The 23,175-nt window shown below is 68.9% G+C and carries 23 protein-coding genes; 11 read left to right on the top strand and 12 right to left on the bottom strand.

Features of this window, described 5'->3' with window-relative positions; all coding sequences use genetic code 11:
* Positions 1-61: 61 nt before the first annotated feature.
* Positions 62-457 (top strand): twin-arginine translocase TatA/TatE family subunit, encoded by a 396-nt coding sequence (locus AC6EUH_RS00810; RefSeq protein WP_499737544.1) that lies wholly within the window; start codon positions 62-64, stop codon positions 455-457.
* Here the strand turns inward: AC6EUH_RS00810 and AC6EUH_RS00805 are convergent.
* Genes AC6EUH_RS00805 through AC6EUH_RS00795 form a run of 3 tightly spaced genes read right to left on the bottom strand, consistent with a single transcriptional unit; the run spans position 454 to position 3,683 of the window.
* Positions 454-1,620: an Mrp/NBP35 family ATP-binding protein gene (locus AC6EUH_RS00805; RefSeq protein WP_499737543.1), complete on the bottom strand. Its 1,167-nt coding sequence runs from the start codon at positions 1,618-1,620 to the stop codon at positions 454-456. The genes AC6EUH_RS00810 and AC6EUH_RS00805 overlap by 4 nt on opposite strands.
* Before the next feature lie 10 nt (positions 1,621-1,630).
* On the bottom strand, positions 1,631-2,419 hold the full coding sequence (locus AC6EUH_RS00800) for a DUF1003 domain-containing protein (RefSeq protein WP_056425643.1): 789 nt from the start codon (positions 2,417-2,419) through the stop codon (positions 1,631-1,633).
* Positions 2,400-3,683: a magnesium transporter MgtE N-terminal domain-containing protein gene (locus AC6EUH_RS00795; RefSeq protein WP_056425646.1), complete on the bottom strand. Its 1,284-nt coding sequence runs from the start codon at positions 3,681-3,683 to the stop codon at positions 2,400-2,402. Before AC6EUH_RS00795 ends, AC6EUH_RS00800 begins: the two co-directional genes overlap by 20 nt.
* Positions 3,684-3,760: 77 nt before the next feature.
* Between AC6EUH_RS00795 and AC6EUH_RS00790 the strand changes: the two genes are divergently transcribed.
* Positions 3,761-4,687: a YflT domain-containing protein gene (locus AC6EUH_RS00790; protein ID WP_499737542.1), complete on the top strand. Its 927-nt coding sequence runs from the start codon at positions 3,761-3,763 to the stop codon at positions 4,685-4,687.
* Between the two features lie 95 nt (positions 4,688-4,782).
* Here the strand turns inward: AC6EUH_RS00790 and AC6EUH_RS00785 are convergent, their stop codons facing one another.
* Complete coding sequence (locus tag AC6EUH_RS00785; RefSeq protein ID WP_056425651.1) at positions 4,783-6,366, bottom strand: aminopeptidase P family protein; 1,584 nt, start codon at positions 6,364-6,366, stop codon at positions 4,783-4,785.
* 92 nt (positions 6,367-6,458) lie between these two features.
* Here AC6EUH_RS00785 and AC6EUH_RS00780 point away from each other — a divergent pair, with 92 nt between their 5' ends.
* Positions 6,459-7,304 carry a PHP domain-containing protein gene (locus AC6EUH_RS00780; protein ID WP_056425654.1) on the top strand — a complete coding sequence of 282 codons (846 nt, stop codon included), beginning with the start codon at positions 6,459-6,461 and terminating at the stop codon, positions 7,302-7,304.
* Positions 7,305-7,386: 82 nt separating this feature from the next.
* Here the strand turns inward: AC6EUH_RS00780 and AC6EUH_RS00775 are convergent, their stop codons facing one another.
* The 3 genes from AC6EUH_RS00775 to AC6EUH_RS00765 all read right to left on the bottom strand — a co-directional run bounded on the left by AC6EUH_RS00775 (position 7,387) and on the right by AC6EUH_RS00765 (position 11,830).
* Complete coding sequence (locus AC6EUH_RS00775; protein ID WP_499737541.1) at positions 7,387-8,256, bottom strand: DNA-methyltransferase; 870 nt, start codon at positions 8,254-8,256, stop codon at positions 7,387-7,389.
* Between the two features lie 8 nt (positions 8,257-8,264).
* Positions 8,265-10,016 carry a DEAD/DEAH box helicase gene (locus tag AC6EUH_RS00770; protein WP_499737540.1) on the bottom strand — a complete coding sequence of 584 codons (1,752 nt, stop codon included), beginning with the start codon at positions 10,014-10,016 and terminating at the stop codon, positions 8,265-8,267.
* Between the two features lie 314 nt (positions 10,017-10,330).
* Positions 10,331-11,830: an RNB domain-containing ribonuclease gene (locus AC6EUH_RS00765; protein WP_056425663.1), complete on the bottom strand. Its 1,500-nt coding sequence runs from the start codon at positions 11,828-11,830 to the stop codon at positions 10,331-10,333.
* Positions 11,831-11,871: 41 nt separating this feature from the next.
* Here AC6EUH_RS00765 and AC6EUH_RS00760 point away from each other — a divergent pair, with 41 nt between their 5' ends.
* Complete coding sequence (locus tag AC6EUH_RS00760) at positions 11,872-12,543, top strand: ferritin-like fold-containing protein (protein ID WP_499737539.1); 672 nt, start codon at positions 11,872-11,874, stop codon at positions 12,541-12,543.
* A 73-nt stretch (positions 12,544-12,616) separates the two neighbouring features.
* On the opposite strand, the gene AC6EUH_RS00755 is transcribed toward AC6EUH_RS00760, so the two are convergent.
* Positions 12,617-13,339, bottom strand: coding sequence for a thiamine phosphate synthase (locus AC6EUH_RS00755; protein ID WP_056425669.1), 723 nt, complete (start codon positions 13,337-13,339; stop codon positions 12,617-12,619).
* A 151-nt stretch (positions 13,340-13,490) separates the two neighbouring features.
* On the opposite strand from AC6EUH_RS00755, the gene thiO reads away from it, so the two are divergent.
* Genes thiO through AC6EUH_RS00735 form a run of 4 tightly spaced genes read left to right on the top strand, consistent with a single transcriptional unit; the run spans position 13,491 to position 16,309 of the window.
* A complete protein-coding gene (gene thiO / locus AC6EUH_RS00750) occupies positions 13,491-14,861 on the top strand; it encodes a glycine oxidase ThiO (protein WP_499737538.1) in 1,371 nt (456 codons plus the stop codon).
* Positions 14,858-15,094, top strand: coding sequence for a sulfur carrier protein ThiS (gene thiS / locus AC6EUH_RS00745; RefSeq protein ID WP_499737537.1), 237 nt, complete (start codon positions 14,858-14,860; stop codon positions 15,092-15,094). Before thiO ends, thiS begins: the two co-directional genes overlap by 4 nt.
* A gap of 5 nt (positions 15,095-15,099) precedes the next feature.
* Positions 15,100-15,927: a thiazole synthase gene (locus AC6EUH_RS00740; RefSeq protein ID WP_499737536.1), complete on the top strand. Its 828-nt coding sequence runs from the start codon at positions 15,100-15,102 to the stop codon at positions 15,925-15,927.
* Between the two features lie 46 nt (positions 15,928-15,973).
* The gene (locus AC6EUH_RS00735; RefSeq protein WP_499737535.1) at positions 15,974-16,309 is read left to right on the top strand and encodes a 4a-hydroxytetrahydrobiopterin dehydratase; all 336 of its coding nucleotides are present in this window, start codon (positions 15,974-15,976) and stop codon (positions 16,307-16,309) included.
* Here AC6EUH_RS00735 and AC6EUH_RS00730 read toward each other — a convergent pair.
* From AC6EUH_RS00730 to AC6EUH_RS00720, 3 genes are all read right to left on the bottom strand, one after another.
* Complete coding sequence (locus AC6EUH_RS00730; protein WP_056425681.1) at positions 16,306-16,608, bottom strand: hypothetical protein; 303 nt, start codon at positions 16,606-16,608, stop codon at positions 16,306-16,308. The genes AC6EUH_RS00735 and AC6EUH_RS00730 overlap by 4 nt on opposite strands.
* A 70-nt stretch (positions 16,609-16,678) precedes the next feature.
* Entirely contained in the window at positions 16,679-16,903 is a 225-nt protein-coding gene (locus AC6EUH_RS00725) for a DUF3107 domain-containing protein (protein ID WP_056426621.1), read from the bottom strand.
* 61 nt (positions 16,904-16,964) lie between these two features.
* Positions 16,965-17,630, bottom strand: coding sequence for a TetR/AcrR family transcriptional regulator (locus tag AC6EUH_RS00720; RefSeq protein WP_499737534.1), 666 nt, complete (start codon positions 17,628-17,630; stop codon positions 16,965-16,967).
* Between the two features lie 84 nt (positions 17,631-17,714).
* Between AC6EUH_RS00720 and moeB the strand changes: the two genes are divergently transcribed.
* Entirely contained in the window at positions 17,715-18,926 is a 1,212-nt protein-coding gene (gene moeB, locus AC6EUH_RS00715; RefSeq protein WP_499737533.1) for a molybdopterin-synthase adenylyltransferase MoeB, read from the top strand.
* A gap of 43 nt (positions 18,927-18,969) precedes the next feature.
* Here moeB and AC6EUH_RS00710 read toward each other — a convergent pair whose 3' ends face one another.
* The gene (locus tag AC6EUH_RS00710) at positions 18,970-20,331 is read right to left on the bottom strand and encodes a glutamyl-tRNA reductase (RefSeq protein ID WP_056425690.1); all 1,362 of its coding nucleotides are present in this window, start codon (positions 20,329-20,331) and stop codon (positions 18,970-18,972) included.
* Positions 20,332-20,511: 180 nt separating this feature from the next.
* Between AC6EUH_RS00710 and hemE the strand changes: the two genes are divergently transcribed.
* Positions 20,512-21,609, top strand: coding sequence for a uroporphyrinogen decarboxylase (hemE, locus tag AC6EUH_RS00705; protein WP_056426624.1), 1,098 nt, complete (start codon positions 20,512-20,514; stop codon positions 21,607-21,609).
* Positions 21,610-21,613: 4 nt separating this feature from the next.
* The gene (hemG, locus tag AC6EUH_RS00700; RefSeq protein ID WP_499737532.1) at positions 21,614-23,101 is read left to right on the top strand and encodes a protoporphyrinogen oxidase; all 1,488 of its coding nucleotides are present in this window, start codon (positions 21,614-21,616) and stop codon (positions 23,099-23,101) included.
* Positions 23,102-23,175: the final 74 nt, after the last annotated feature.

Raw genomic sequence — 23,175 nt, 5'->3', positions numbered from 1 at the left:
CATGCACCGTGTGTCAGGGCCGAATCGTCCCAGCTCCAATTGAGAGGGTAATCTTCCTACAGTGCTTGGAATCAATGGACCGGAGTTCTTACTTCTGCTGATCATCGGACTTCTGGTGATTGGTCCCAGCAGGCTGCCCGAATACACCCAGAAACTTGCCAACATCGTCAAGGAAGTCCGCCGGATGGCGTCCGGGGCGCGGGAGCAGATCAAGGATGAAGTCGGCATCGATATCGATGATGTCGACTGGAAGAAATACGATCCCCGGCAGTACGATCCGCGCAGGATCATCAAGGAAGCGCTGCTGGACGATGACACCAAGCCGGTCAGCACCGGCGCCCCGGCCGCCGCAGCCACCGTGGCTGCAGCCTCCGCGGCCACGGACCGCCGTCCGGCCCGCGTGATGGAGCGCCTCGGGGACGGCGAGCCCGCACCCTTCGACTCGGAAGCTACCTAGCGCGGCTGCAGGCCCAGGGACAGTCCGCTCAGCCCGCGCGGGGCCGCGGAGAGCTTCCCAGCGATGTCCAGTAGCGCCACAGCGGACGGCGTCTCGGGACGGCCCAGCACCAGGGGAACCCCGGCGTCGCCACCCTCCCGCAGCAGGATGTCCAGCGGGATCTGTCCCAGCAGCGGAACGTCGGTTCCCACCGTGGCGGACAGCCGTTCGGCCAGCACAGCGCCGCCGCCGCTGCCGAACAGCTCCATCCGGCCGCCGTCGGGCATTTCCAGGTAGGACATGTTTTCCACGACCCCGGCGACGCTCTGGCCGGTCTGGGTCGCGATGGCTCCCGCCCGCTCGGCCACGTCCGCGGCAGCAGCCTGCGGCGTGGTCACCACCAGGATCTGCGCTTTCGGCAGGAGCTGCGCCACGGAGATGGCGATGTCTCCGGTTCCGGGCGGAAGGTCCAGGAAGAGCGCGTCGAGGTCGCCGAAGTAGACGTCCGTGAGGAACTGCTCCAGGGCCCTGTGCAACATGGGCCCGCGCCAGGCGACCGGCTGGTTGCCGGTGACGAACATACCGATGGAGATGACTTTGACGCCGTAGGCCACCGGCGGCAGGATCATGTCGTCCACCCGGGTGGGGGCCTGGGTGATGCCCATCAGCGCCGGGACGGAGAAGCCGTAGACGTCCGCGTCCACGATTCCCACGCGCAGCCCCTGGGCGGCCAGCGCGCAGGCGAGGTTCACCGTCACGGAGGACTTGCCCACCCCGCCCTTGCCGCTCGCGACCGCATACACCTTGGTCAGCGAGCCGGGTTCGTTGAACGGGATCCCGCGCTGCCCGCCCGGGCCGCGGAGCTGTTCCTTGAGGGCGTCGCGCTGCTCCTGTGTCATGACCTTCAGTTCGACGTCGACGCCGGTTACGCCGGGTACGGCGGCCAGCGCGGCCTCGCAGTCAGCGGTGATGGTGCCACGCAGGGGGCAGCCGGCAATGGTCAGGAGCACCGCCAGCCGCACCCGGCCGCCGCCGGAGACCTCCACCGTGTCCACCATGCCCAGCTCGGTGATGGGACGGCGGAGTTCGGGGTCGATCACGGTGGCCAGTGCGGCGTGGACTGCCTGCTCCACGGAAGTGGCCGGGGAGGTGCCCTGGAGGCTGTTGTCCTGGGTGGGGTTCATGCGTGAATGCTCAGCTCTCGGGGGAAGCAGGGTGTGCCGGGGCTCCGGCGGTGTCCGGCGAGCCGCCTCGAAGCGTGTCCGGCGTCGTGGTGGCCCGCTTGCTGGTTCTGGGCTCGTTCCTGCCGTCGGCCTTGACCCGGGGGATCTGCTGGGTGCGGGGGCTGCGCTGCTTGTCGCGCCGTTCCTTCAGCTTTTCCTTGACCTTGTCCCGCGGCGACTCGTGCGCGCCGGCCGAGGGGTCATGGGTGCGCAGTTCCTCCTGCGCCTCCAGCATGTCCTCCAGCAGGCTGCGGAGTTCGGCCCGGACGTAATCGCGGGTGGCGACTTCCCGCAGGGCGATCCGCAGCGACGCGAGTTCCCGGGTGAGGTACTCGGTGTCGGAGAGGTTCCGCTCGGCGCGCTGGCGGTCCTGCTCCAGGGAGACGCGGTCACGGTCGTCCTGCCGGTTCTGGGCCAGGAGCAACAGAGGAGCCGCGTACGAGGCCTGAAGCGAGAGCATCAGGGTCAGCAGGGTGAAACCGAGGGCCCGGGAATCGAACTGCCAGTCCTCCGGGGCAAACGTGTTCCACGCCAGCCAGATCACGACGAACACCGTCATGTAGACCAGGAACTGCGGCGTGCCCATAAAACGGGCAAAGCCTTCCGTGGTCTGGCCGAACGCGTCCGGGTTGGGGGAGAACTTCGGCAGGATCCGCTGCCGGCCGCTCAGGGGGGTATCGAGGCTTCCCTTGGACGATTTGCTGCCCGTCCGGACGTGGGGGTTCCGTGGTGCGCTGTTATCAGCCAATGCGGCCTCCAAGCTTCCTTATCGGGACATCGTCCTCGTGGGCGCGCCAGTCATCGGGCAGCAGATGATCCAGCACATCGTCAACAGTCACCGCCCCCACAAGCCGACCGTCGCTGTTGACGACGGGGAGCGAGTTGAGGTTGTAGGTGGCCAGCGTGCGGGCCACCTCGCTGATGTGGGCCTGGTCGGACACCGGTTCCAGGGTCTTGTCCACGAGGTTGCCCAGCGGTTCGGGCGGCGGGAAGCGCAGAAGTTGCTGGATGTGGACGACGCCGAGGAAACGGCCCGTGGGGGTCTCCAGCGGCGGCCGGGCAATGAAGATCGACGAGGCCAGGGCGGGGGAGAGCTCCTCGCGGCGGACGTGCGCGAGGGCTTCGGCCACGGTGGCCTCCGGGGGCAGGATGACCGGAACCGGCGTCATCAGGCCGCCGGCGGTGTCCTCGTCGTATTCGAGCAGCCGGCGGACGTCCTCGGCACCTTCGGGTTCCATCAGCTGGAGCAGCTCTTCGGCCTGGGCGCTGGGGAGTTCGGCGAGAAGGTCGGCGGCGTCGTCCGGGTCCATCTCCTCGAGCACGTCCGCGGCGCGGTTCACGTCGAGGGCGGAGAGGATCTCCACCTGGTCGCCTTCGGGCATCTCCTGCAGGACGTCGGCCAGCCGTTCGTCCTGGAGTTCGCTGGCCACCTCGAAGCGGCGCTTGTCGCTCATCTCCTGCAGGGCCTCGGCGAAGTCGGCAGGCTTCAGGTCCTCGTGGGTCGCGACGAACGCGGTGGCGGCCTGGGGCTCGGTGCGGGCGCCCTGCTGCGCGTCGGCCCAGTCAATGATCAGGGTCTCGTTGCGGCGCAGCCTGCTCAGCGGTGAGAGGGAGTGTCCGCGGCGGACGAAGAGCTTGCTGACAAACCAGTCGCCGGAGCGATGCTTGTCCATCGCGATGTCCTCGATCGTGGCGTCTCCGCTGCCGTCGGCGAGGGTGACGCGGCGGTCGAACATTTCGGCCACCACCAGAGTTTCGGCGCCGCGCTGTTCGAAGCGCCGCAGGTTCACCAGCCCGGTGCAGATGACCTGCGTCTGGTCGATCGAGGTGATCCGGGTCATCGGCACGAAGACCCGCTTCTTCCCGGGAACCTCGACGACGATGCCCACCACGTGCGGGGCGCCCCGGGTGCCGCGGGAGAGCACAACGACATCGCGCAGCCGGCCCAGACGGTCGCCCAGTGGGTCGAAGACGTCGAGTCCGAGGAGGCGCGCGACAAACACCCGCGAAAGATTTGTGCTCACCTGTACAGGCTACCGAGTCCGCTCTCTTTTAGCTGAATTTGCAGCCAGTGCCCAGCCGGATAGGTAAGAATAGGCATATGTCAAACATTTTTGGAGCTCCCAGGGCTGGCGCCCCCAACGGCCCGGACGAGGCGCGCAGTGTTCCCAAGGGCGACACTGTTGGCTCCTACAACTCCTACCTGGATGCCCAGAAGGCGGTGGACTACCTCGCGGACCAGCAGTTCCCGGTGCAGATGGTCTCGATCGTCGGTAACGACCTGAAGATGGTTGAGCGGGTCACAGGCAGGCTCTCGTATCCCCGGGTGGCACTCTCCGGGGCGCTGAGCGGCATGTGGTTCGGCCTGTTCGTTGGCGTGATGCTGTCCTTCTTCTCCGAGACGGGCGGGTACTTCTCGATTGTGACCTCGGTGCTGATGGGTGCGGCGTTCTTTATGCTGTTCGGCATCGTCACCTACGCCATGCAGCGGGGGAAGCGGGACTTCACCTCCACGAGCCAGGTGGTGGCGACCAACTACGACGTCGTGGTTTCCTTCGAAGCGGCCAACGAGGCGCGCCGGCTGCTCCACCAGCTGCCAATGACGCAGCATGACGCGTCGGCGTCCGCGGGTACTCCCGGCTATTCCCAGCGCGACTACCAGCATCAGCCGTACCAGCCCGGTCCCGAGCAGGGTCCCCGGCAGCCCGGCCCGGAAGGCCATGCCCCGCAGCGCCCCGCGGGCTGGAATGACCCCTACGGCCAGCGGGGTCCCGAGTCCGGCGGACAGCCTGCCGGCGGATGGCAGCCTCCTAACCAGCAGCCCGGTAACCAGCCGGCGGTAAACCAGCAGCCTGCGGAGCCTTCCCGCCAGCCGGACGGATCAACCGACGCAGAGCAGGCCGCTGAAGAGCCAGCCAAGCCCAGCGGGTTCGCCTACCCGGACCTGCCCGATGGCCGCCCGCAGTACGGCGTCCGCGTCAGCGATGCACCCAAGCAGGAGCCCGGCCAGGACGGCTCGCGGCACTAGCTTGTAACGCAGAAGGCCTCCGCCCGGTGTGATCCGGGCGGAGGCCTTCTTTGTGTCAGCAACTTTGTGGCAGCGGCTGCGGGTGGGGCGCGGCGCTACGGCGTCTGGCCGTCTGCTTCCTGGTAGATTCCCGCCATCCAGGACTCGACGTCGTCGGCCTTGCGGGGCAGTGCCGCGCTGAGGTTGACGGGGCCGTCGGCGGTCATCAGGATGTCGTCCTCGATGCGCACGCCGATGCCGCGGTATTCCGCGGGAATGGCGAGGTCCTCGTCCTTGAAGTACAGTCCGGGTTCGATCGTGAAGACCATGCCGGGGGTAAGGATGCCGTCGAGGTACAGCTCGCGCTTGGCCTGGGCGCAGTCATGCACGTCCAGGCCCAGGTGGTGGCTGGTGCCGTGCGGCATCCAGCGGCGGTGCTGCTGGCCCTCGGCACTGATGGCCTCCTCCACGGAAACCGGCAGCAGGCCCCAATCGGCCAGCCGTTCCGCCAGTACGGTGGTCGCGGCCGTGTGGATGTCGCGGAACCGGGTGCCCGGCTGCGCGGCGGCAAAACCGGCGTCGGCGGCGTCAAGCACGGCCTCGTAGACCTTGCGCTGGATGTCGGAGAACGTGCCGGTGGCCGGCAGGGTGCGGGTGATGTCCGCGGTGTAGAGGGAATCCGCCTCGACCCCGGCGTCGAGGAGCAGCAGTTCGCCAGCGTTGACCTTGCCGGTGTTCCGGGTCCAGTGCAGCACCGTGGCGTTGTTGCCGGAGGCCGCGATGGTGTCGTAGCCGAGCTCGTTGCCTTCCTCCCGGGCGCGGGCGAAGAACGCGCCTTCGACGACGCGCTCGCCGCGCTGGTGGGTGAGCGCCCGCGGCAGGACCTTGACGACTTCGGTGAACCCCTGCACGGTGGCGGCGACGGCGGTCTTCATCTGCTCGATTTCCCACTCATCCTTGAGCAGGCGCAGTTCGGACAGTGCCTCGGAGAGCTTCTCGTCGAGGGCGTCCAGGATGCCCAGGTCCAGGTTCTCCGGGTCCTTGGCGGTGTTGTAGCGGGCAGTATCCACGAGGGCGTCGATGTTCTCGTCCACCTTCCGCACCAGCCGGATGGAGATCCCGCCGATTTCGGGGGCGCCGACGTTCTTGGTGATTCCGAGCTCCAGCTCGCTGATGTGCGCGGTGTCCAGGCCGAGGCGGGCCTTGAACTCGGCCAGGGTGGGACGGGCGCCGATCCAGAATTCGCCGGAGCGGGAGTCGGCGTAGAACTGTTCGGTATCGCGGCCGGCCAGCGGACGGAAGTACAGCGTGGCGCGGTGGTGGCCGCCGTCGTCGCCCTTGCCTTCCTCCACGGGCTCCAGGATGAGCACGGCGTCGGGCTCGTGGTCCAGGCCCAGGCCGGTGAGGTGCGCGAAGCCGGAGTGCGGGCGGAAGCGGTAATCGCAGTCGTTCGAGCGGACCTTCAGCGGACCGGCGGGAATGACCAGGCGTTCGCCTTTGAACTGCTCTGAAATGGCGCGACGGCGGGTGGCGGCGTGCCCGGCGACGGCGTCGCGTTCCGGCAGCTGCTCGCTGGTCGGGGCCCAGTTGCTGGCCATAAACGCCTTGAAGGCGTCGGAACTGGGCCGCTGGGAGCGGTTGTTGACGCGCTCATCGAGGGGCTGGGAAGCGGAGACTTGGGTGTTATCTGCATCGTTCACCGTCCCATAGTCTCACCAGCGGAGCGGCTTAGGCCAACAGGCCGGGGCGTTGAACCGGGGGCGCCGCCGCGTCGATCTACTAGGCTGATGAGGTGAGGATCGACCTGCATGCCCACTCGAACGTTTCCGACGGCACCCAAGCACCCGGCGCCGTGATGGCTTCGGCTGCGGAGGCGGGCCTCGACGTCGTGGCCCTGACCGACCATGACTCCACCGACGGCTGGGCCGAGGCCGCGGTGGGTGCCCGCGAATACGGTGTGGCGCTGGTGCCCGGGATGGAGATTTCCTGCCGGACGACGGAGGGGATCAGCGTGCACCTCCTCTGCTACCTGCACGACCCCGCGCACCCCGGGCTGCTGGAGGAAATCACCAAGGCCAAGGACGCCCGCTTCACCCGGGCCGAGCGGATGGTCAGCCTGCTCGCGGAGGACTACCCGCTGAGCTGGGACGATGTGATCCACCATGTGGCGCCGGGCGCCACCCTGGGCCGGCCGCACATCGCCGACGCGCTGGTCGCCGCGGGCGTGGTGGCGGACCGCACCGAGGCATTCGATTCCATCCTGACCTCGCACTCACGCTATTACGTGCAGCATTACGCGCCGGACCCGGCGTTCGCCGTCGAACTGGTCCGCGCGGCCGGCGGCGTGCCGGTGTTCGCCCATCCCGTGGCGTCCGCCCGCGGACGGATCGTGGGGGAGCGGACGTACCAGGAAATGATCGACGCCGGGCTGGCGGGGCTGGAAATCGACCACCGGGACAACCCTGAGGAGGGCCGGGCGTTCCTGCGCAAACTCGCGGCCCGGCACGGCCTGCTGGTTACGGGGTCCTCCGACTACCACGGGGCGGGGAAACCGAACCTGCTGGGCGAGAACCTCACCTCGCCCGAGGTGTTTGCCCGGATCGAGGAACAGGGAACCGGAACCCCCGTGGTCCGCTGACACGCCCCCGCCCCGCCCGTTGAGCTATCAGTTTTGGTCCCCATCGGGCCGGAATAGCCCCGATAAGTGATAGGGCAACGGGCTAATGTGGGAAAACGGTGAAGGTGGCGTGCGGGGCGAGGCGCTTGGCCATGACGTCGATCGCGGGCTGGTTCTGGTCCACGCAGACGAACTTCCGGTCCAGTTTCGCGGCGACGGCGCCGAGCGTTCCCGAGCCGGCGAAGAAGTCCAGGCACCAGTCGCCGGGCCGGCTGGAGGCGGCCACGACGCGGCGGATCAGTCCCTCGGGCTTCTGCGTGGGGTAGCCGGTCTTTTCCTTGCCGGTGGGGGAGACGATCGTGTGCCACCAGACGTCGGTGGGCAGCTTGCCGAGTTCGCGTTTGGCCGGGGTGACGAGGCCGGGCGCCATGTACGGTTCACGGTCCACCTCGGCGCTGTCGAAATGGTACTTCGCGGGGTTCTTGACGTAGACGAGGATGTTGTCGTGTTTGGTGGGCCAGCGGAATTTGGCGCGCGCACCGTAGTCGTAGGCCCAGATGATCTCGTTGAGGAAGCACTCGCGGCCGAAAATAGCGTCGAGCATGACCTTGGCGTAGTGCACCTCGCGGTAGTCCAGGTGCAGGTACAGGGTGCCGTCGTCCGCGAGCAGCCGCCACGCCTCGACGAGCCGTGGCTCCAGGAAGGTCCAGTAGTCGCTGAACGCGTCATCGTACTTGTGCAGGGCGCCCTTGATCGTGTCGTAGGAGCGGCCCTTGAACCCGACCCGGTCGCCCTCGCCGCCGGCGTTGAGCACCATTTTGGTTTCCTGGCGCTTCTGGACCCGGCCCGTGTTGAAGGGCGGGTCCACATAAATCAGTGTGAAGGCGCCGTCCGGCAGCGTCGGGAGGTACTCCGCGTTGTCCGCGTGTACCACCAGACTGCTGCCGTCCGGCGCCCAGACGGTGTTAGTCATAAAGGGGTTTAGGCCTCGGTGCTGCGGGCCGGAGCCCCGGCCTGCGGCTCGCCTGCGACCACTTCGCCGTTGCGGCGGCGCGTCCGGGTGCGGCGGCGTGCACGGGTGGCGCGGTCAACCTCGGTCGGCGCGCTTGCGGTAGCCGTGGCCGGAGCCTCGGCAGCGGGCCCGGTGCTGGCGTCGGCCTCTGCGGGACGACGACGGCGGTCGCCGGAGCGGCCGCTGTCTTTTCCGCCGCCGGCGCCACCGCTGCGGCGGGTGTCGCGGCCGCTGTCGCGTGAGCCGCCGCGGCTTCCGTCGCGGCCGCCCGTGCTGCCGCCGCTACGGGCACTGTCGCGCCCGCCGCTGCGGGCGCTGTCACGGCCGCCTGTGTTCTTCTTGCCGGTCTCGCCCAGGTCCTCCAGGACTTCGGCGTCGACGCCGGCCAGCACGCGCTTGTCGCGGGGAAGACGGCCCTTGGTGCCCTCGGGGATGTCGAGTTCCTCGTAAAGGTGCGGCGAGGAGGAGTACGTTTCCACCGGCTCCGGGACGCTCAGGCCCAGGGCCTTGTTGATCAGGCCCCAGCGGGGCATGTCGTCCCAGTCGACGAAGGTCACGGCCGTGCCCTTGTTGCCGGCGCGGCCGGTGCGGCCCACACGGTGCAGGTAGATCTTTTCGTCTTCGACGCACTGGTAGTTGATGACGTGCGTGACGTCGTCGACGTCGATGCCGCGGGCGGCGACGTCGGTGGCGACGAGGACGTCCACCTTGTTATTGCGGAAGGCGCGGAGCGCCTGCTCGCGGGCGCCCTGGCCGAGGTCGCCGTGAATGGCGGCTGCGGCGAACCCGCGATCCACGAGTTCCTCGGCAACCTTGGCGGCGGTCCGCTTGGTCTTGGTGAAGATGATGGTGCGGCCGCGGCCGCGCGCCTGCAGGATGCGGGCCACCACCTCGATCTTGTCCATGCTGTGGGCACGGTAGATCAGCTGGCGGATGTCGCGCTTGGTGAGGCCTTCGTCGTCCGGGTCGGCGGCGCGGATGTGGGTCGGCTGCGTCATGTAGCGGCGGGCCATGGCGATGACCGGGCCCGGCATGGTGGCGGAGAACAGCAGCGTCTGGCGGACGGCCGGCGTGCCGGCGATGAGGGTCTCGACGTCGGGCAGGAAGCCGAGGTCCAGCATTTCGTCGGCCTCGTCCAGGATGACCATTTTGACGTTCTTCAGGACGAGGTGCTTCTGCTTGTACAGGTCGATGAGGCGGCCGGGCGTGCCGACAACAACTTCGACGCCTTTCTGCAGGGCCTCGACCTGCGGCTCATAGGCGCGGCCGCCGTAGATCGTGGTGATACGGGCGTTGCGCTTGCGGGCGGCGTTCTGCAGGTCGCTGGCAACCTGGACGGCCAGCTCGCGGGTCGGGACGATCACGAGGGCCTGCGGGGCGCCGGGGGCCGGGAGCAAGTCGAAGCCCGCGTCGTCCGGGCCGACGACGCGCTGCAGCGCCGGGATGCCGAAGCCGAGGGTCTTGCCGGTGCCGGTCTTGGCCTGGCCAATGATGTCATGGCCGCTCAGCGCGACCGGCAGGGTCATGGCCTGGATCGGGAAGGGGTGGGTAATGCCGGCGTCGGCAAGGGACTCCACGATATCGGCGCGGACGTTGTAGTCGGCGAAGGACTTTTCGGCGATCTCGTGCGGCTTTTCGTCCGAGATGATGGTCTCTTCCGGCTCGATCGTTTCCGTTCCGGAATCGTCGGTCAGAAGCTGGTGCGTGTGCAATTCACTCACTAGGGGAGTTTCCTTATTCATTTTGGGCTGCGCTGCTTGCTCAACGGGGCCGGCCGGGTGGCCGTTCCGGAGCACGCTCAGGCGCGCAAGCAAATCCAGTGGAAGCCGATCGCGGGCTATCTAAATGCTGGCACTGGGGACCAGCGGGTCTGTCTCAAGATCGCGTAGGGGCGGGCTTGTTGAATTCGAAAATCAAGGAAATCAACGACCGGGCATCCATATCTACCCTTCCAGTCTAGCTGTACCCGGCCCTGATTCTCGACGGACCGCGCTGACTCGCAAAAGATGGGCGCGCGGGAACGCGGCCTCTTTGCCTAGCCGACCAGCTCCAGCCGGACCTCGCGGGTGGCAATGTCGGAGGACAAAATCCGCACCCGCACCTGGGTCCCGGGTTCCAGTTCGCCGGGGCAGCGGGCTGTGACCGCGGGCTCGGCGATCTGCACGATCCCGGAGGGCCCGTTGCCGTTGCCCGGCTTGGTGCCGCCGTTCCCGTTCTTGCCGTTCCCGTTCTTGCCGTTGCGGGCGGGTTTGGATCCGGAGATCACCACCGCGTCGAACTCCTGGCCGACATGGTTGACCAGCAGGGCGGCCTCGACCGTGTCGAGCGAGAGGCGCTCCAGTTTCGCGGCCAGCTGGTCCGAGGCCCCCATGATCGAGGGCAGGGACGGCAGGGCCTCGCGGGCCCACGAAGGGACCTCGGTGCCGTTGCTGAGTGCCTCGCAGATCACCAGGACGAAGCGGTCGATCAGCCGGCGCAGCGGGGCCGTGGAGTGGGCGTAGGCGGCGCCGATCGCGGCCTGGATGGCGGCCTCGGGAACCGTTCCGTCGAACGGTGTGTAACCGGCGCCGCGAAACAGCATCCCGGCCGAGTGCACGATCGCCAGCTGCTGCGGGTCCGTGGGATCGAGGGTGCGCAGGTATTCTCCGTAGCTCATTTCGCCGTCCCAGGGCTTTCCCAGCGCGCGGGTCTGGCGGTGGAAATGCGCCAGTGAGGCCGCATCCGGGGCCGGCATGGTGCGCAGGATGCCCACCTTGCCCTGCAGCATGATCCCGGCGGCGGCCATTCCCGTCATCAAGGAAATCTGCGCGTTCCAGTCCTCCACCGGCAGCGGCGGGGCAGCGACAATCCGGTAGCCGCCGTCGGGCAGCTGTTCGATTTCCTGTTCCGGCATGTTCAGGCTGGCGCCGCCGCGAAGCCGTTCCAGCTCCACCCGCTTGTTCCCGACTTCCTTGAGCAGCTGCAGCACGGGCTCGGCGGTGCCGGCGTCGAGATCGGCCTGCACCCCCGGGTAACTGAGTTTGGCGCGGCTGCGGACGGCAGCGCGCCGGACCCGCACATCGGATACGTCGGCGGCGGAGTCCAGCTCGAATTCCCACACGAACGCGGCACAGGTCTGGCCGGCCAGCAGGCTTCCGGCTTCCTCGCTGATGACTTCCGGGTGCAGCGGGATCCGGCCGTCAGGGGTATAGAAGGTCTGGCCGCGGCGGCGCGTCTCGGCGTCGAGGGCCCCGCCCGGTGCCACGAAGGAGGGGACGTCGGCGATGGCGTAGTAGACCTTGTAGCCCTCACCGGAACGGTCGATGAACAGGGCCTGGTCCAGGTCGGTGGAAGACTCCGGATCGATGGTCACGAACTCGATGTGCGTGAAATCCAGCTCCGGCAGCTCGTGGCCGGCCACCGCCTCCTTGGCCTCCCGGAGCGCGTCCTCGGGGAAGGGGCCCGGCAGTTCAAGCGTTGTGCGCAGCGCGCTGAGCGCCTCGGCAAGCTGGTTCTCCTGCCGGTGGACGCTCGGGGTCAGGCGATGATGGGACACGAAAATCAGATTAGCTTCATTTGCGCCATTAGTCTTGGATCATGAGTACATCCCCGGCCGATCCCGCCCGTTACAACAGCTTCCTCAAGGATCTGCTCGGTGTGATGGCCTACGGCGAGTTGTCTGCCTTCGAGCGGCTTTCCTCCGATGCGAGGTATTCACCGTCCCTGCACGACCGCGCGGTCCTGGGCCGGATCGCCGTGATCGAGTTCCAGCACTACGAACTGGTGCGCGCCAGGCTCGAGGGGATGGGCCTGGACGTGGAGGCTGCCATGCTGCCGTTCCAGCCGTCCGTGGACCACTTCCACGAACGCACCCGCCCGGCGGACTGGTACGAATCCCTCATGAAGGCGTATGTGATCGACACCGTCTCCGCCGATTTCTACCGCGCCGTTTCGCGCTACGTCGACGCCGGGACGCGGGCCCTGGTGGAGCAGATCCAGGCCGATGAGGAGGCCACAGCGGTGCTGCGGGAGCGGCTCAAGTCCGCCCTCGCCGATGACCCGCGGCTGGCGTCCCGGTTGGCACTGTGGGCCCGGCGGCTGCTGGGGGAAGCCCTGACCCAGGCGCAGCGGGTAAGTTTTGAGCACGCGTTCCTCGGCGGACTGGCCGGCGCGGATGAGGACGCGTCCAAGGAACTGGTCCGCGGGCTGATGGCGGAGCTCGCGGCCAACCACGCGCGCCGGATGACGCAGCTTGGCCTCACCGGCTGAGCCTTCCCGGACCGGCCCTGCCCGGACCGGCCCTGCCCGGACCGGCCCTGACCCGGACCGGTTCCCGTTGCCCTCAGTCCTCCGCGGCGTCGAGCGCGTCGAGCAGGGCGCGGGCGGCGCCGGCGGGATCGTCGGCCTCGGTGATGGCGCGGACCACCACGATCCTGCGTGCGCCCGCCTCCACCACCTGCTCCACATTTCCGAGGTCAATGCCGCCGATCGCGAACCACGGCACCGTGCCTGCCGCTGTGCCTTCGGCGCTCTTCCCCTCCTCACTCTTTCCCGCAGGGGCCTGAGCGCGGCGGATCGCGTCCGCCGCGTAGCGCACCAGCTCGAGTCCGACTGCGGCGCGCCCCGGCTTCGTGGGGGTGGCCCACACCGGCCCGACGCAGAAGTAGTCCAGGCCGCCGCGGACGGCTGCGGCGGCAATGGCCGCGTCCACCTGCTCAGGGGTATGGGTGGACAGCCCGATAATGGCGTCCTGGCCCAGGAACGTCCTGGCGGCCCCGAGGGGTATGTCCTTCTGCCCAATATGGAACACCGGAGCTTCGGAGAGCGAGGCGAGGTCCGCCCGGTCGTTGACGGCCCAGAGCCGGCCATGACGGTGGGCCGCCCGGTGCAGGACCTCGAGGAGCTCCAGCTCCTCCGCCGCCTCCAGTGACTTGTCGCGCAGCTGGATGATGTCGACGCCGCCGGCAAATGCCGCGTCGACGAAGTCCGCAAAGTCGCCGCGGTCCTGTCTGGCATCGGTGCAAAGGTACAGGCGGGCAGCGGTGGGGACGGCATCCTGGCTCATGCCTCCAGCCTAGTTCCTCTAAACTGGGCCAATACCGCGGGAGCCCGCCGCCGATCACGCCACCAGCGTCCGGCACCGGCAGGCTGAGAGGGCGTCAGAGCCGACCGCTTGACCTGATCCGGTTAGTACCGGCGTAGGGAAGGACTCCTCCATGGGCACCACATCCGCCCCGGGCACGGCCGCGGGCCGTGAAGCCACGACGGCTGCCGCCGTCGCTGATGACGCGGAAACCCGAAAATGTTACGACGTTGCCGTGATCGGCGGCGGCGTGGTCGGCCACGGGATCGCTTGGGCAGCACGACGCTCGGGCCGTTCTGTTGCCCTGATCGATGACGCCCCCGGAAGCGGAGCCAGCTGGGCTGCCGCCGGCATGCTCGCCCCCGTGAGCGAACTGCACTACCAGGAAGAAGCCCTCCTGGAGCTGATGCTCGAGTCCTCCCGCCTCTGGCCGGCTTTTGCCGCCGGACTTGAGGGCGGAGCGGGGGACACCGGGACGGTCACCGGCGCCGCCACCAGCACCGGATACCTCACGACGCCGACGCTCGCCGTGGGGGCCGACGCCGCCGACCGCCGGGCGCTCGCGGACCTGCGCACAGTCCAGCAGGCGTCCGGCCTGGTCGTGGAGCCGCTGACCGTCCGGGAAGCGCGCGTGCGCGAACCGCTCCTGAGCCCGGGCATCTCCTGCGCTTTCGACATTCCCGCCGACCACCAGGTGGACCCGCGCCGCCTGCTCGCCCGCATCCGGGAACTGCTCGCTGCGGACAGTGGCTGCCAAGCCATCGGCCGGCGTGCTGAGGGACTGGTCTGGCGGGACGGGCGGGTGGCCGGCGCCACCCTCACCGGCGGCGGCTCCGTCCGGGCCACCGAAACCATTGTCGCCAACGGCCTGGGGGCGAACGCGCTCGCGGGCCTTCCGGCCGGACTCCGGTTGCCGCTGCGGCCGGTCCACGGCGATATCCTCCGGCTCCGGGTGCCGGAGAAACTGCGCCCGCTGCTGACCTCCACCGTGCGGGGACTGGTCCGCGGGGTACCGGTCTACATCGTGCCCCGGCAGGACGGCACGGTGGTCATCGGTGCCACGCAGCGGGAGGACGCCCCCGGCGAAAGCAGGCGGGCGGGTGTTCCGTCCGGCGGAGTCCCGGCCTGTGCCGCAGTGTCTGCCGGCGGTGTGTACCAGCTGCTGCGCGACGCCATGCAGCTGCTCCCCGCCGTCGCCGAACTCGAACTGCTCGAGGCCACCGCCCGGGCACGCCCCGGGACCCCGGACAACGCGCCGCTGCTGGGCCGGGTGGCCGGTCCGGGAGGGCAGGGGGACACCGCGGGGCTGATCATCGCGACCGGGTTCTTCCGCCATGGAATCCTGCTCACGCCCGCAGCTGCGGAAATCTGCCGGCAGCTGCTGGACGGCACCCAAGACCCCCGCTGGTCCCGTTTCCGGCCGGACAGGTTCGCCGCCGGACCGCGGGACACAGCACCCACCAGCACCCACCACACCCCTGAGCACAGCAAGGAAACGGTATGAATATCACACTGAACGGAAGCGGGCACACGCTGCCCGACGGCGCGTCGGTGAGCACCCTCGTCAGCGGTGTCACCGGCCGGACGCTGGCCCCGAACGGCCAGGCCGCGGACGGCCGGAAACTCGGGGTTGCTGTGGCCCGCAACGCCGAGGTGGTGCCCCGCAGCCAGTGGCACGGGACCGCGCTCGCCGACGGCGACGACATCGAACTGGTCACGGCGGTACAGGGAGGATGAAAAACATGGAGGAAACCGGGGAAACCACCCTCGCGGCGGCGCCTGGAGTCTCGCTTGCCGCCGCGGATCCGTTCACGGTCGACGGCGTGCAGCTGGGGTCGCGGCTCATCATGGGCACCGGCGGAGCGCCGAGCCTGGACGGCCTGGGGGCCGCGCTGCTGGCCTCGGGTACCGAACTGACCACCGTCGCGATGCGCCGCTACTCGCCCGCGGAGGCGGGATCGCTGTTTCAGCTGCTGCTGGACCACAACATCCGGGTGCTGCCCAACACGGCGGGCTGTTTCACGGCCCGGGACGCGGTACTGACCGCCGAGCTGGCCCGCGAAGCCCTCGAAACGGACTGGGTGAAGCTGGAAGTCATCGCGGACGAGCACACCCTGCTGCCGGACGCCGTCGAACTTGTGGAGGCCACCGAGCAGCTCGTGGGCCGCGGGTTCAAGGTTTTTGCATACACCAACGACGACCCCGTACTTGCCCTGCGGCTGGAGAACCTCGGCGCCGCCGTGGTGATGCCGCTGGGCGCGCCGATCGGCACCGGCCTGGGCATCCTGAATCCGCACAACATCGAATTGATCGTCTCGCGGGCCTCGGTGCCCGTGGTCCTCGACGCCGGAATCGGCACCGCCTCCGACGCCGCACTGGCCATGGAGCTTGGCTGCGACGCCGTGCTGCTGGCGACGGCCGTGACCCGGGCGCAGAACCCCGTTTTGATGGGGGAAGCCTTCAAGCACGCGGTGATCGCCGGTAGGCTGGCAAAAAGGGCCGGGAGGATCCCGCGCCGGGAGCACGCGCTGGCTTCCTCGGCCATGGAGGGCCGGGCCGAATTCCTGTAGGCCGGTCCGGCGCAGCACCTGTCCTACTGAGCAAAGGGAGCCTGCCATGACGGCAACCGAGGACGTCCTCACCGAGAGTCAGATCGACGCCGCCCTGGCGGAGCTGCCGGACTGGAGACACCGGCTCGGGGGCCTCGTCACGGTCTACAAAGCGCCGACGGCCGCCGCGGCGCTCGAGCTGATCGCCGCCGTCGGGAGCCTGGCCGAAGCACAAAACCACCACCCGGATCTGGACTGGCGCTTCAGAAGGGTGTTCCTTCGCTACAGCTCCCACGACGCCGGAGACAAAGTCACACGGCGGGACGTCGCCGCGGCAACTGCCGCCGGCGCGGCAGCAGCCGGGCTCGGCGCCACCGCCGAGCCCGGCCTAGTCGCCGGCTAGTAGCGCAGGATGGCGGTGAGCCGGGCAGTGTCGCGCGCGGTGCGCGTCTTGCCCAGGTACAGCACGGCCGCCACGGCGGCAACTGCGCCCAGCACCATGGGCAGCACCCACGGAATCCAGGTCAGCCCGGGCTGGTAGCCCAGGCCGGCGGCGACGAAGACGATCCAGCTCACCATCCCGGCGGTGAGCGATACCCCTGCGGGGACCGCAATGCCGTACTTGGCGTGCCTCTTGTCGTTGGCCCAGACCACAAAGCCCGCGGCCACGGTCACCAGGGCAACCACAATCAGGGAAAGCATGTTCGGACTCCTTGCGGATCTGGGGACGGGGCCAGCAGCGAAGCTGCCCCGCGGGCGGGCGCGGTGGTTCTTAGAGGGCGCCGAAACCGACGCGACGTACCTCTTCGGCGCCGATTTCAACATAACCCAGGACGTTCGCGGGAACGATGATCTGGCGACCCTTTTCGTCCGTCAGGCGCAGCTCAGTGCCCTTGGTGATGGCTTCGCCGACCACCTTGGCCACGGCGTCGGCGTCCTGGGCCGACTCCAGCACAATTTCGCGGCCGATGTTCTGAATGCCGATCTTTACTTCCACAGCGAGGCCTCCCAGCCAATCAAAGTCCAACAAATATCAAAGCGTCAACTCTATTTGTAGTCTAGGTTTCCTTGGGGAAGCGTGAGATTCCGCGCCAAGCTAAACGGTAGATCAGATCGCTGGCCACATCGAGGTCAAGATTGCCGTCGGTTTCCAGCCAGTAGCGGGCGCTGACATGCGCCAGTCCGGCGAGCCCGCGGCCCAGCAGTTGGGCCTCCAGCTCGGGCAGCTTCGTGTCCTCGGCGATGACCCGGGCAACGGCGTCGGCGAAGGTTTTGTTGAACGTTTCCAGCCGGGCGCTGACATGGGGGTCGTTGACCAGGTCCGACTCAAACACCAGGCGGTGGGCCTGGTCGTCGCTGGCGATGAAGCGGAAGTAGGCCCGCATGACCGCCTGGACGCGCTCGTCGTTGTCCGTGGTGGAGTTGAGCGCCCCCAGCAGCAGCCCGGTCAGCTTGCTCAGCTGGCTGTCCAGCAGGGCCAGGTACAGGTCGCGTTTGGACGGGAAGTGCTGGTAGAGCACGGGCTTGCTGACGTGGGCGGTTTCGGCGATTTCGTCCATCGCGGCACCGTGGTAGCCGTTGGCGACGAAGACTTCCTGGGCGGCCGCGAGCAGCTGCGCCCGGCGTTCATCACGGGGCAACCGCGCCGATCGCTGTCCGCTTCGTGCCGGCGCGTCCGGCGACTTTCCTGCGTGACTCCGCTCAACCGGTGCCTCATGAACCACTGTCGGCCTTCTTTCCCTTGCTGTTACGTCCACTTTACGTGGCGGTAATATGACCTGGCGGTATCTTCGGGCATAGATTGAAGTATGGCTTCCAAGTTCACCCCCACCGCAACCCCCGCAACCCCGGAAACCGCGCCCGGACCGCTGGTGGAGCCCGCGGACGGCTTGAGTCCGGAAGAAGTCGAACGCTACTCCCGGCACCTCATCATCCCGGAAATCGGGGCAATCGGGCAGCGCCGCCTGAAAAACGCCAAGGTCCTCGTCATCGGCGCCGGCGGCCTCGGCTCTCCCGCACTGTTGTACCTGGCCGCCGCCGGAGTCGGCACCCTGGGAATCGTCGACGACGACACCGTGGACCTGAGCAATCTCCAGCGCCAGGTGATCCACGGCATCACGGATGTGGGCCGGCCCAAGATTGAGTCCGCCCGTGACGCCATTGCCGCCCTGAACCCCTTGGTGGAGGTCCGGCTGCACAACGTCCGCCTCGACGCCGGCAACGCCCTGGAACTGTTCGCCGGCTACGACCTTATCCTCGACGGCGCCGACAACTTCGCGACGCGGTATCTGGTGAACGACGCCGCCGCGATCCTCGGCAAGCCCTACGTCTGGGGCTCGATCTTCCGGTTCGACGGGCAGGTCAGCGTCTTCTGGGAACAGCACGGCCCCACGTACCGTGATCTGTACCCGGAAGCGCCGCCCGCGGGTTCCGTTCCGTCCTGCGGTGAAGGCGGCGTGTTCGGGATGCTCTGCGCTGCCGTGGGCTCGCTGATGGTGACGGAGGCCGTCAAGCTGATCACCGGCGTCGGGCGTTCCCTGCTGGGCCGGGTGGCACTGTTCGACGCACTCGGCGGGAGCTGGCGCGAAATCAAGGTCTCCCGGGACCCCGAGGCGGAGCGGATCACGGAATTGACGGACTATGAGGCCTTCTGCGGCATCACCCCGGCCGCGGACGCAGGCACGGAGCATACCGTGACGGCAACGCAGCTGGCCACGATGCTGGCCTCCCGCACGGCCGGTCTCAAGGACTTCCAGCTGGTCGATGTGCGGGAAACAGGGGAGTACGAGATCGTCCGGATCGACGGGGCCGTCCTGATCCCGCAGGGCCGGATCCTCGCCGGCGAGGCGTGGCACGAGCTGCCGCAGGACACGGACATCGTCTTCCACTGCAAGGCCGGGACCCGGTCCGCGGCCGTCCTCGCCGCCGCCCGGGCTGCGGGCTATGAGCGCGTCAGCCACCTTGACGGGGGAATCCTGGCCTGGGTGCGGGATGTGGAGCCGGACAAGCCGGTCTACTGACCGTTAGCCTGACCTTAAGCCGGGCGGGGGAGCGGCGAGCAGCTCAGGCAGAGTGCCGGCGGGTGTCATGCCCGGCATCGGGAACACCGGCACCCTGGACACCAGCATCGTGGACTACGGGGCACTCGGCGCCGGTGGCACGCTCCGCGGCCGGTTCGACCGTAATGCCGTACAGCGCTTCCAGGGCGGCGACGTAGTCTTCCTGCTGGCCGTTGGCGGCGAGCTCACGGGCCCGGACCGTGGGGACGTGCAAGAGCTGCTTGACCATCCGGCGGAGCGCGAACTCAACTTCCTCGGCCGCGGCGGTGCAGCCGTGGCGGGCCCGGACCTTTTCCATTTCCGTGTCCAGCACGTTCATGGTGTGCCGGCGGAGGGCGACGATGGCCGAGTCCACCGAGCGGGCCTCGCGGTCCTGCTCGAAGGCGCTGGCCGCACCGGCCACGATGCTGTTGGCCTGGGCCAGCGATTCGGCCTGTTCCTGCGGGGCGGCCAGGCGGACGGATTCCAGCGTGAGCAGTTCGACGCCGTCGAGTCCGCCGACGGCAGGATCAAAGTCGTGGGTGAGGGCGAGGTCGATGGCGATCAGGGGCTGGGGCGAGCCCGCCCGGACCTTGGCCAGTTCCGCGGCCTCGACGCGGGTGTCCGCACCGCTGCAGCCGATCATGACATCGGCGGCGGCGACCGCGGCCGGAAGCGTTTCGCCGTCCAGCGCGGTCCCGCCGCGGGTGGCGACGAAGCCGGCGGCGCGGCCGGAGGAGGAGTAGACGGAGACGTCCGTGCAGCCGCGTTCGCGCAGCAGCGACATGGTGGCGCCCGCGTAGGCTCCGGTGCCGAAGACCACGACTTTCTTGGCGGACCAGTCGGGGTCCTCGGAGAGCTCGGTGGCGAGGTCCAGGGCCACAGACACGACGGACAGGCCGCGCGCGCCCAAAGCGGTCTGGGCGCCGACGTCCTTGGCAGTCTTGGACGCCGCCTGGAACAGCCGGACGAGGCCGGAACTGGCCGTGCCCTCGTGCTGGGCCGTAATAAGGGCCCGGCGCACCTGGCCGGCGATCTCGCGTTCTCCGACGACGGCGGAGTCAAGCCCCGAGCTGACCGAGAACAGGTGCCGGGTGACGTCCGCACCCGTGCGCGTATTGAAGGACCGCGCGACGACTTGTTCGTTGAGTCCGGTGGAACCGCTCAGCTGGGCGATGAGGGCCGCCCGGGCGTTGTCTACATCTTCGGTGCGGTGTGCTTCCCCGTAGATTTCGAAGCGGTTGCACGTGGCAAGGACAATGGCACCCGCCACGGCCGGCGATCCGGCGAGGGCGGATGTGGCGAGCTCTGAAGCGCCGGTGCTCAGTTGAGCAACGGTCTCGAGGTCGATGTCGGCGTGGGTCGCCACCAATGAAAAAAGAACCACAGCAGGACAATCATAGCTTTTTCGTACCCGCGTAGAACAACTGCCCGGCGTGTAACCGCACACGCCGGGGTGTGATTCCCGCCACCGCCCCGGCGTCGCCCCGCCGCGGCCGGGCCGGTGCCCGGGCCGGTGACAGGCTGTCGTTATCTTTTGGGCCTGATTTTCGGCACAATCGAAGGCATGACTCCTAGCACTGCGGCAACCCCCGAAATCTCCGGCCTTGACGCCGGGCACCCGCTGATGGACGGCCGCACCGCGGATTCCCCGCTGATCACCGCCTACCGCGGCGGCAAGCCGTCCCGCCGTCCCGTATGGTTCATGCGCCAGGCCGGGCGTTCGTTGCCCGAATACCTCAAGGTGCGCGAGGGGGTCGCGATGCTGGATTCCTGCCTGCGTCCCGAGCTTGCCTCCGAGATCACCCTGCAGCCGGTGCGCCGACACGACGTCGACGCCGCCATCTTCTTTTCCGACATCGTCATCCCGCTCAAGCTGGCCGGAGTCGGCGTGGACATCGTCCCCGGCGTCGGCCCCGTGCTGGAGAAGCCGGTCCGCACCGCGGCTGATGTCGCCGCCCTGCCCCAGCTGACATGGGAAGCCCTCGAGCCCATCCGCGAAGCCGTCCGGCGCACTGTGGCCCAGCTCGGCAACACTCCGCTGATCGGCTTCGCCGGCGCGCCGTTCACACTCGCGGCGTACATGGTGGAAGGTAAGCCGTCCCGCGACCACCTCGGCCCGCGCACCATGATGCACGCCGACCCCGAGACCTGGACGGCGCTGGCAAACTGGGCCGCCGACGCCTCCGGCATGTTCCTCCGCGCCCAGCTGGAAGCCGGCGCCTCCGCCGGCCAGCTCTTCGACTCCTGGGCGGGCTCCCTCGGCCTCGCCGACTACCAGCGTTTCGTCGCTCCGGCCTCAACCCGCGCCCTGGACCACGTCCGGGACCTCGGCGCCCCGCTGATCCACTTCGGCACCGGCACCTCGGAATTGCTCGTCGCAATGCGCGACGTCGGCGTCGACGTCGTCGGGGTGGACTACCGGCTGCCGCTGGACGAAGCCAACCGCCGGCTGGGCGGCACGGTCCCGCTGCAGGGCAACATCGACCCGGCCCTGCTGTCCGCGCCGTGGGAGGTCCTCGAAGCGCACGTCCGGGACGTGATTGCCGCCGGCGCCGCGGCTCCGGGACACGTGCTGAACCTCGGCCACGGGGTCCCGCCGGACACCGACCCCGACGTGCTGACGCGCGTTGTGGAGCTTATCCACTCGATCTCCCCGGAGTAGGGGCATGGAGGCAGCCGGGAGCGCCGCAGCCGGGACGCCGGTCGAAACAGTGCAGACCGCCGTGGTGGTGGGCGGCGGTATCTCCGGCCTGCTCGCGGCGCGGACGCTGGCCCGCGCCGGCGTACGGACCACGGTCCTGGAGGCCTCCGATGTGTGGGGTGGCTGCGTCGGGAGCCATGTGGTGGCGGGTTTGACCCTGGACAGCGGCGCGGAATCCTTCGCCACCCGGTCCTCCGCCGTGGCGGACCTCGCCGCCGAACTGGGCCTCGCGGAGAGCATCGTCGCGCCGAACCCCGGCGGCGCCTGGGTCCAATTGCCCGACGGCCCGCGTGAACTGCCCCGCACCGGGGTTCTCGGCATTCCGGCCAATCCCTGGGACCCGGAAGTCCGCCGCTCCCTCGGCCTGGCGGGGTCGCTCCGGGCCTCGTTCGACAAGCTGCTGCCCGCCTCGCTGGGCACCAAAGCGGAGGCCACCAGCGTCTCGGCGCTGGTGCGCGCCCGCATGGGTCGGCGCGTGCTGGAACGGCTCGTGGCACCCGTCGTCGGCGGCGTCCACTCCGCGGACCCGGACGTGCTCGACATCGACATGGTGGCACCGGGCCTCCGCGCCGGGATCAAGGCCCGCGGGTCCCTCGCCGCCGCCGTCGCCGCCCAACGCAACGGCACCCAGCGCAGCGGAGGGGCCATTGCCCCAACGCCGTCCGCCGGACTGCAGAAGGCGGGGTCCGCCGTCGCAGGACTGCGCGGCGGGATGCACACCCTCATCTCCGCGCTGCTCGCCGAGTTGCGCAGCGAAGACGTGACACTGCTCGGCGGGACGCGGGCAGACGCCGTGATGCGCACCGCGGACGGCTGGCGGATCTCCGCCGGCGGCACGGCCCACGACGTCGGGCTGCTGGTCGTCGCCGTGGAAGGCCCGGCCGCCGTCGAGCTGCTCACGGACGCCCTGCCGGACCTTGCCAGCCGGCGTCCCGAGCCAGGGCCCGATGTCAGCCTGGTCACCCTGGTGGTGGACCTGCCTCAGCTCGACGCCAGACCGCGGGGCACCGGGGTCCTGGTGGCGCCGCAGAGCCCGGGAATCCAGGCCAAGGCCCTCACGCACGCCACCGCCAAATGGGGCTGGCTCGCCGATCAGGCCGGCCCCGGCACCCACGTTGTCCGGCTGTCCTACGGGCGCGGAGACGCCCGGCATGGCGTCCAGGCACACCCGGAGCCGCGCACCGACGCGGGGCTGTTCGAAGCTGCCCTGAAGGACGCTTCCACCCTGCTGTCCGTTCCGGTCACGGCCCGCGACATCGTGGACTGGGACGTCGTACGCTGGGGCGGGGCCCTGCCCTTCGCCTCCCTCGGCCACAGGGGCCGTGTCGCGGAGGTCCGGAGCATCTGCGCGGCGGACGGCACCCTGGCCCTGGTGGGCGGCTGGCTGTCCGGCAACGGCCTCGCGGCGATCGTCGCCGACACCCCGAAACAGGTCCGGCAGCTGCTGTCCTGACGGGCGCGGGGAGCCCGGACCGGGCGCCAATCAGGGCTCTGGATACCCGGAAAGCGGGGGAACAGCAAATTTTT

The organism is Arthrobacter sp. 001422645 (genome assembly GCF_059816125.1).
Note: the sequence above shows the minus strand (reverse complement) of the source record. Positions and strands in the feature narration are given on the sequence as shown.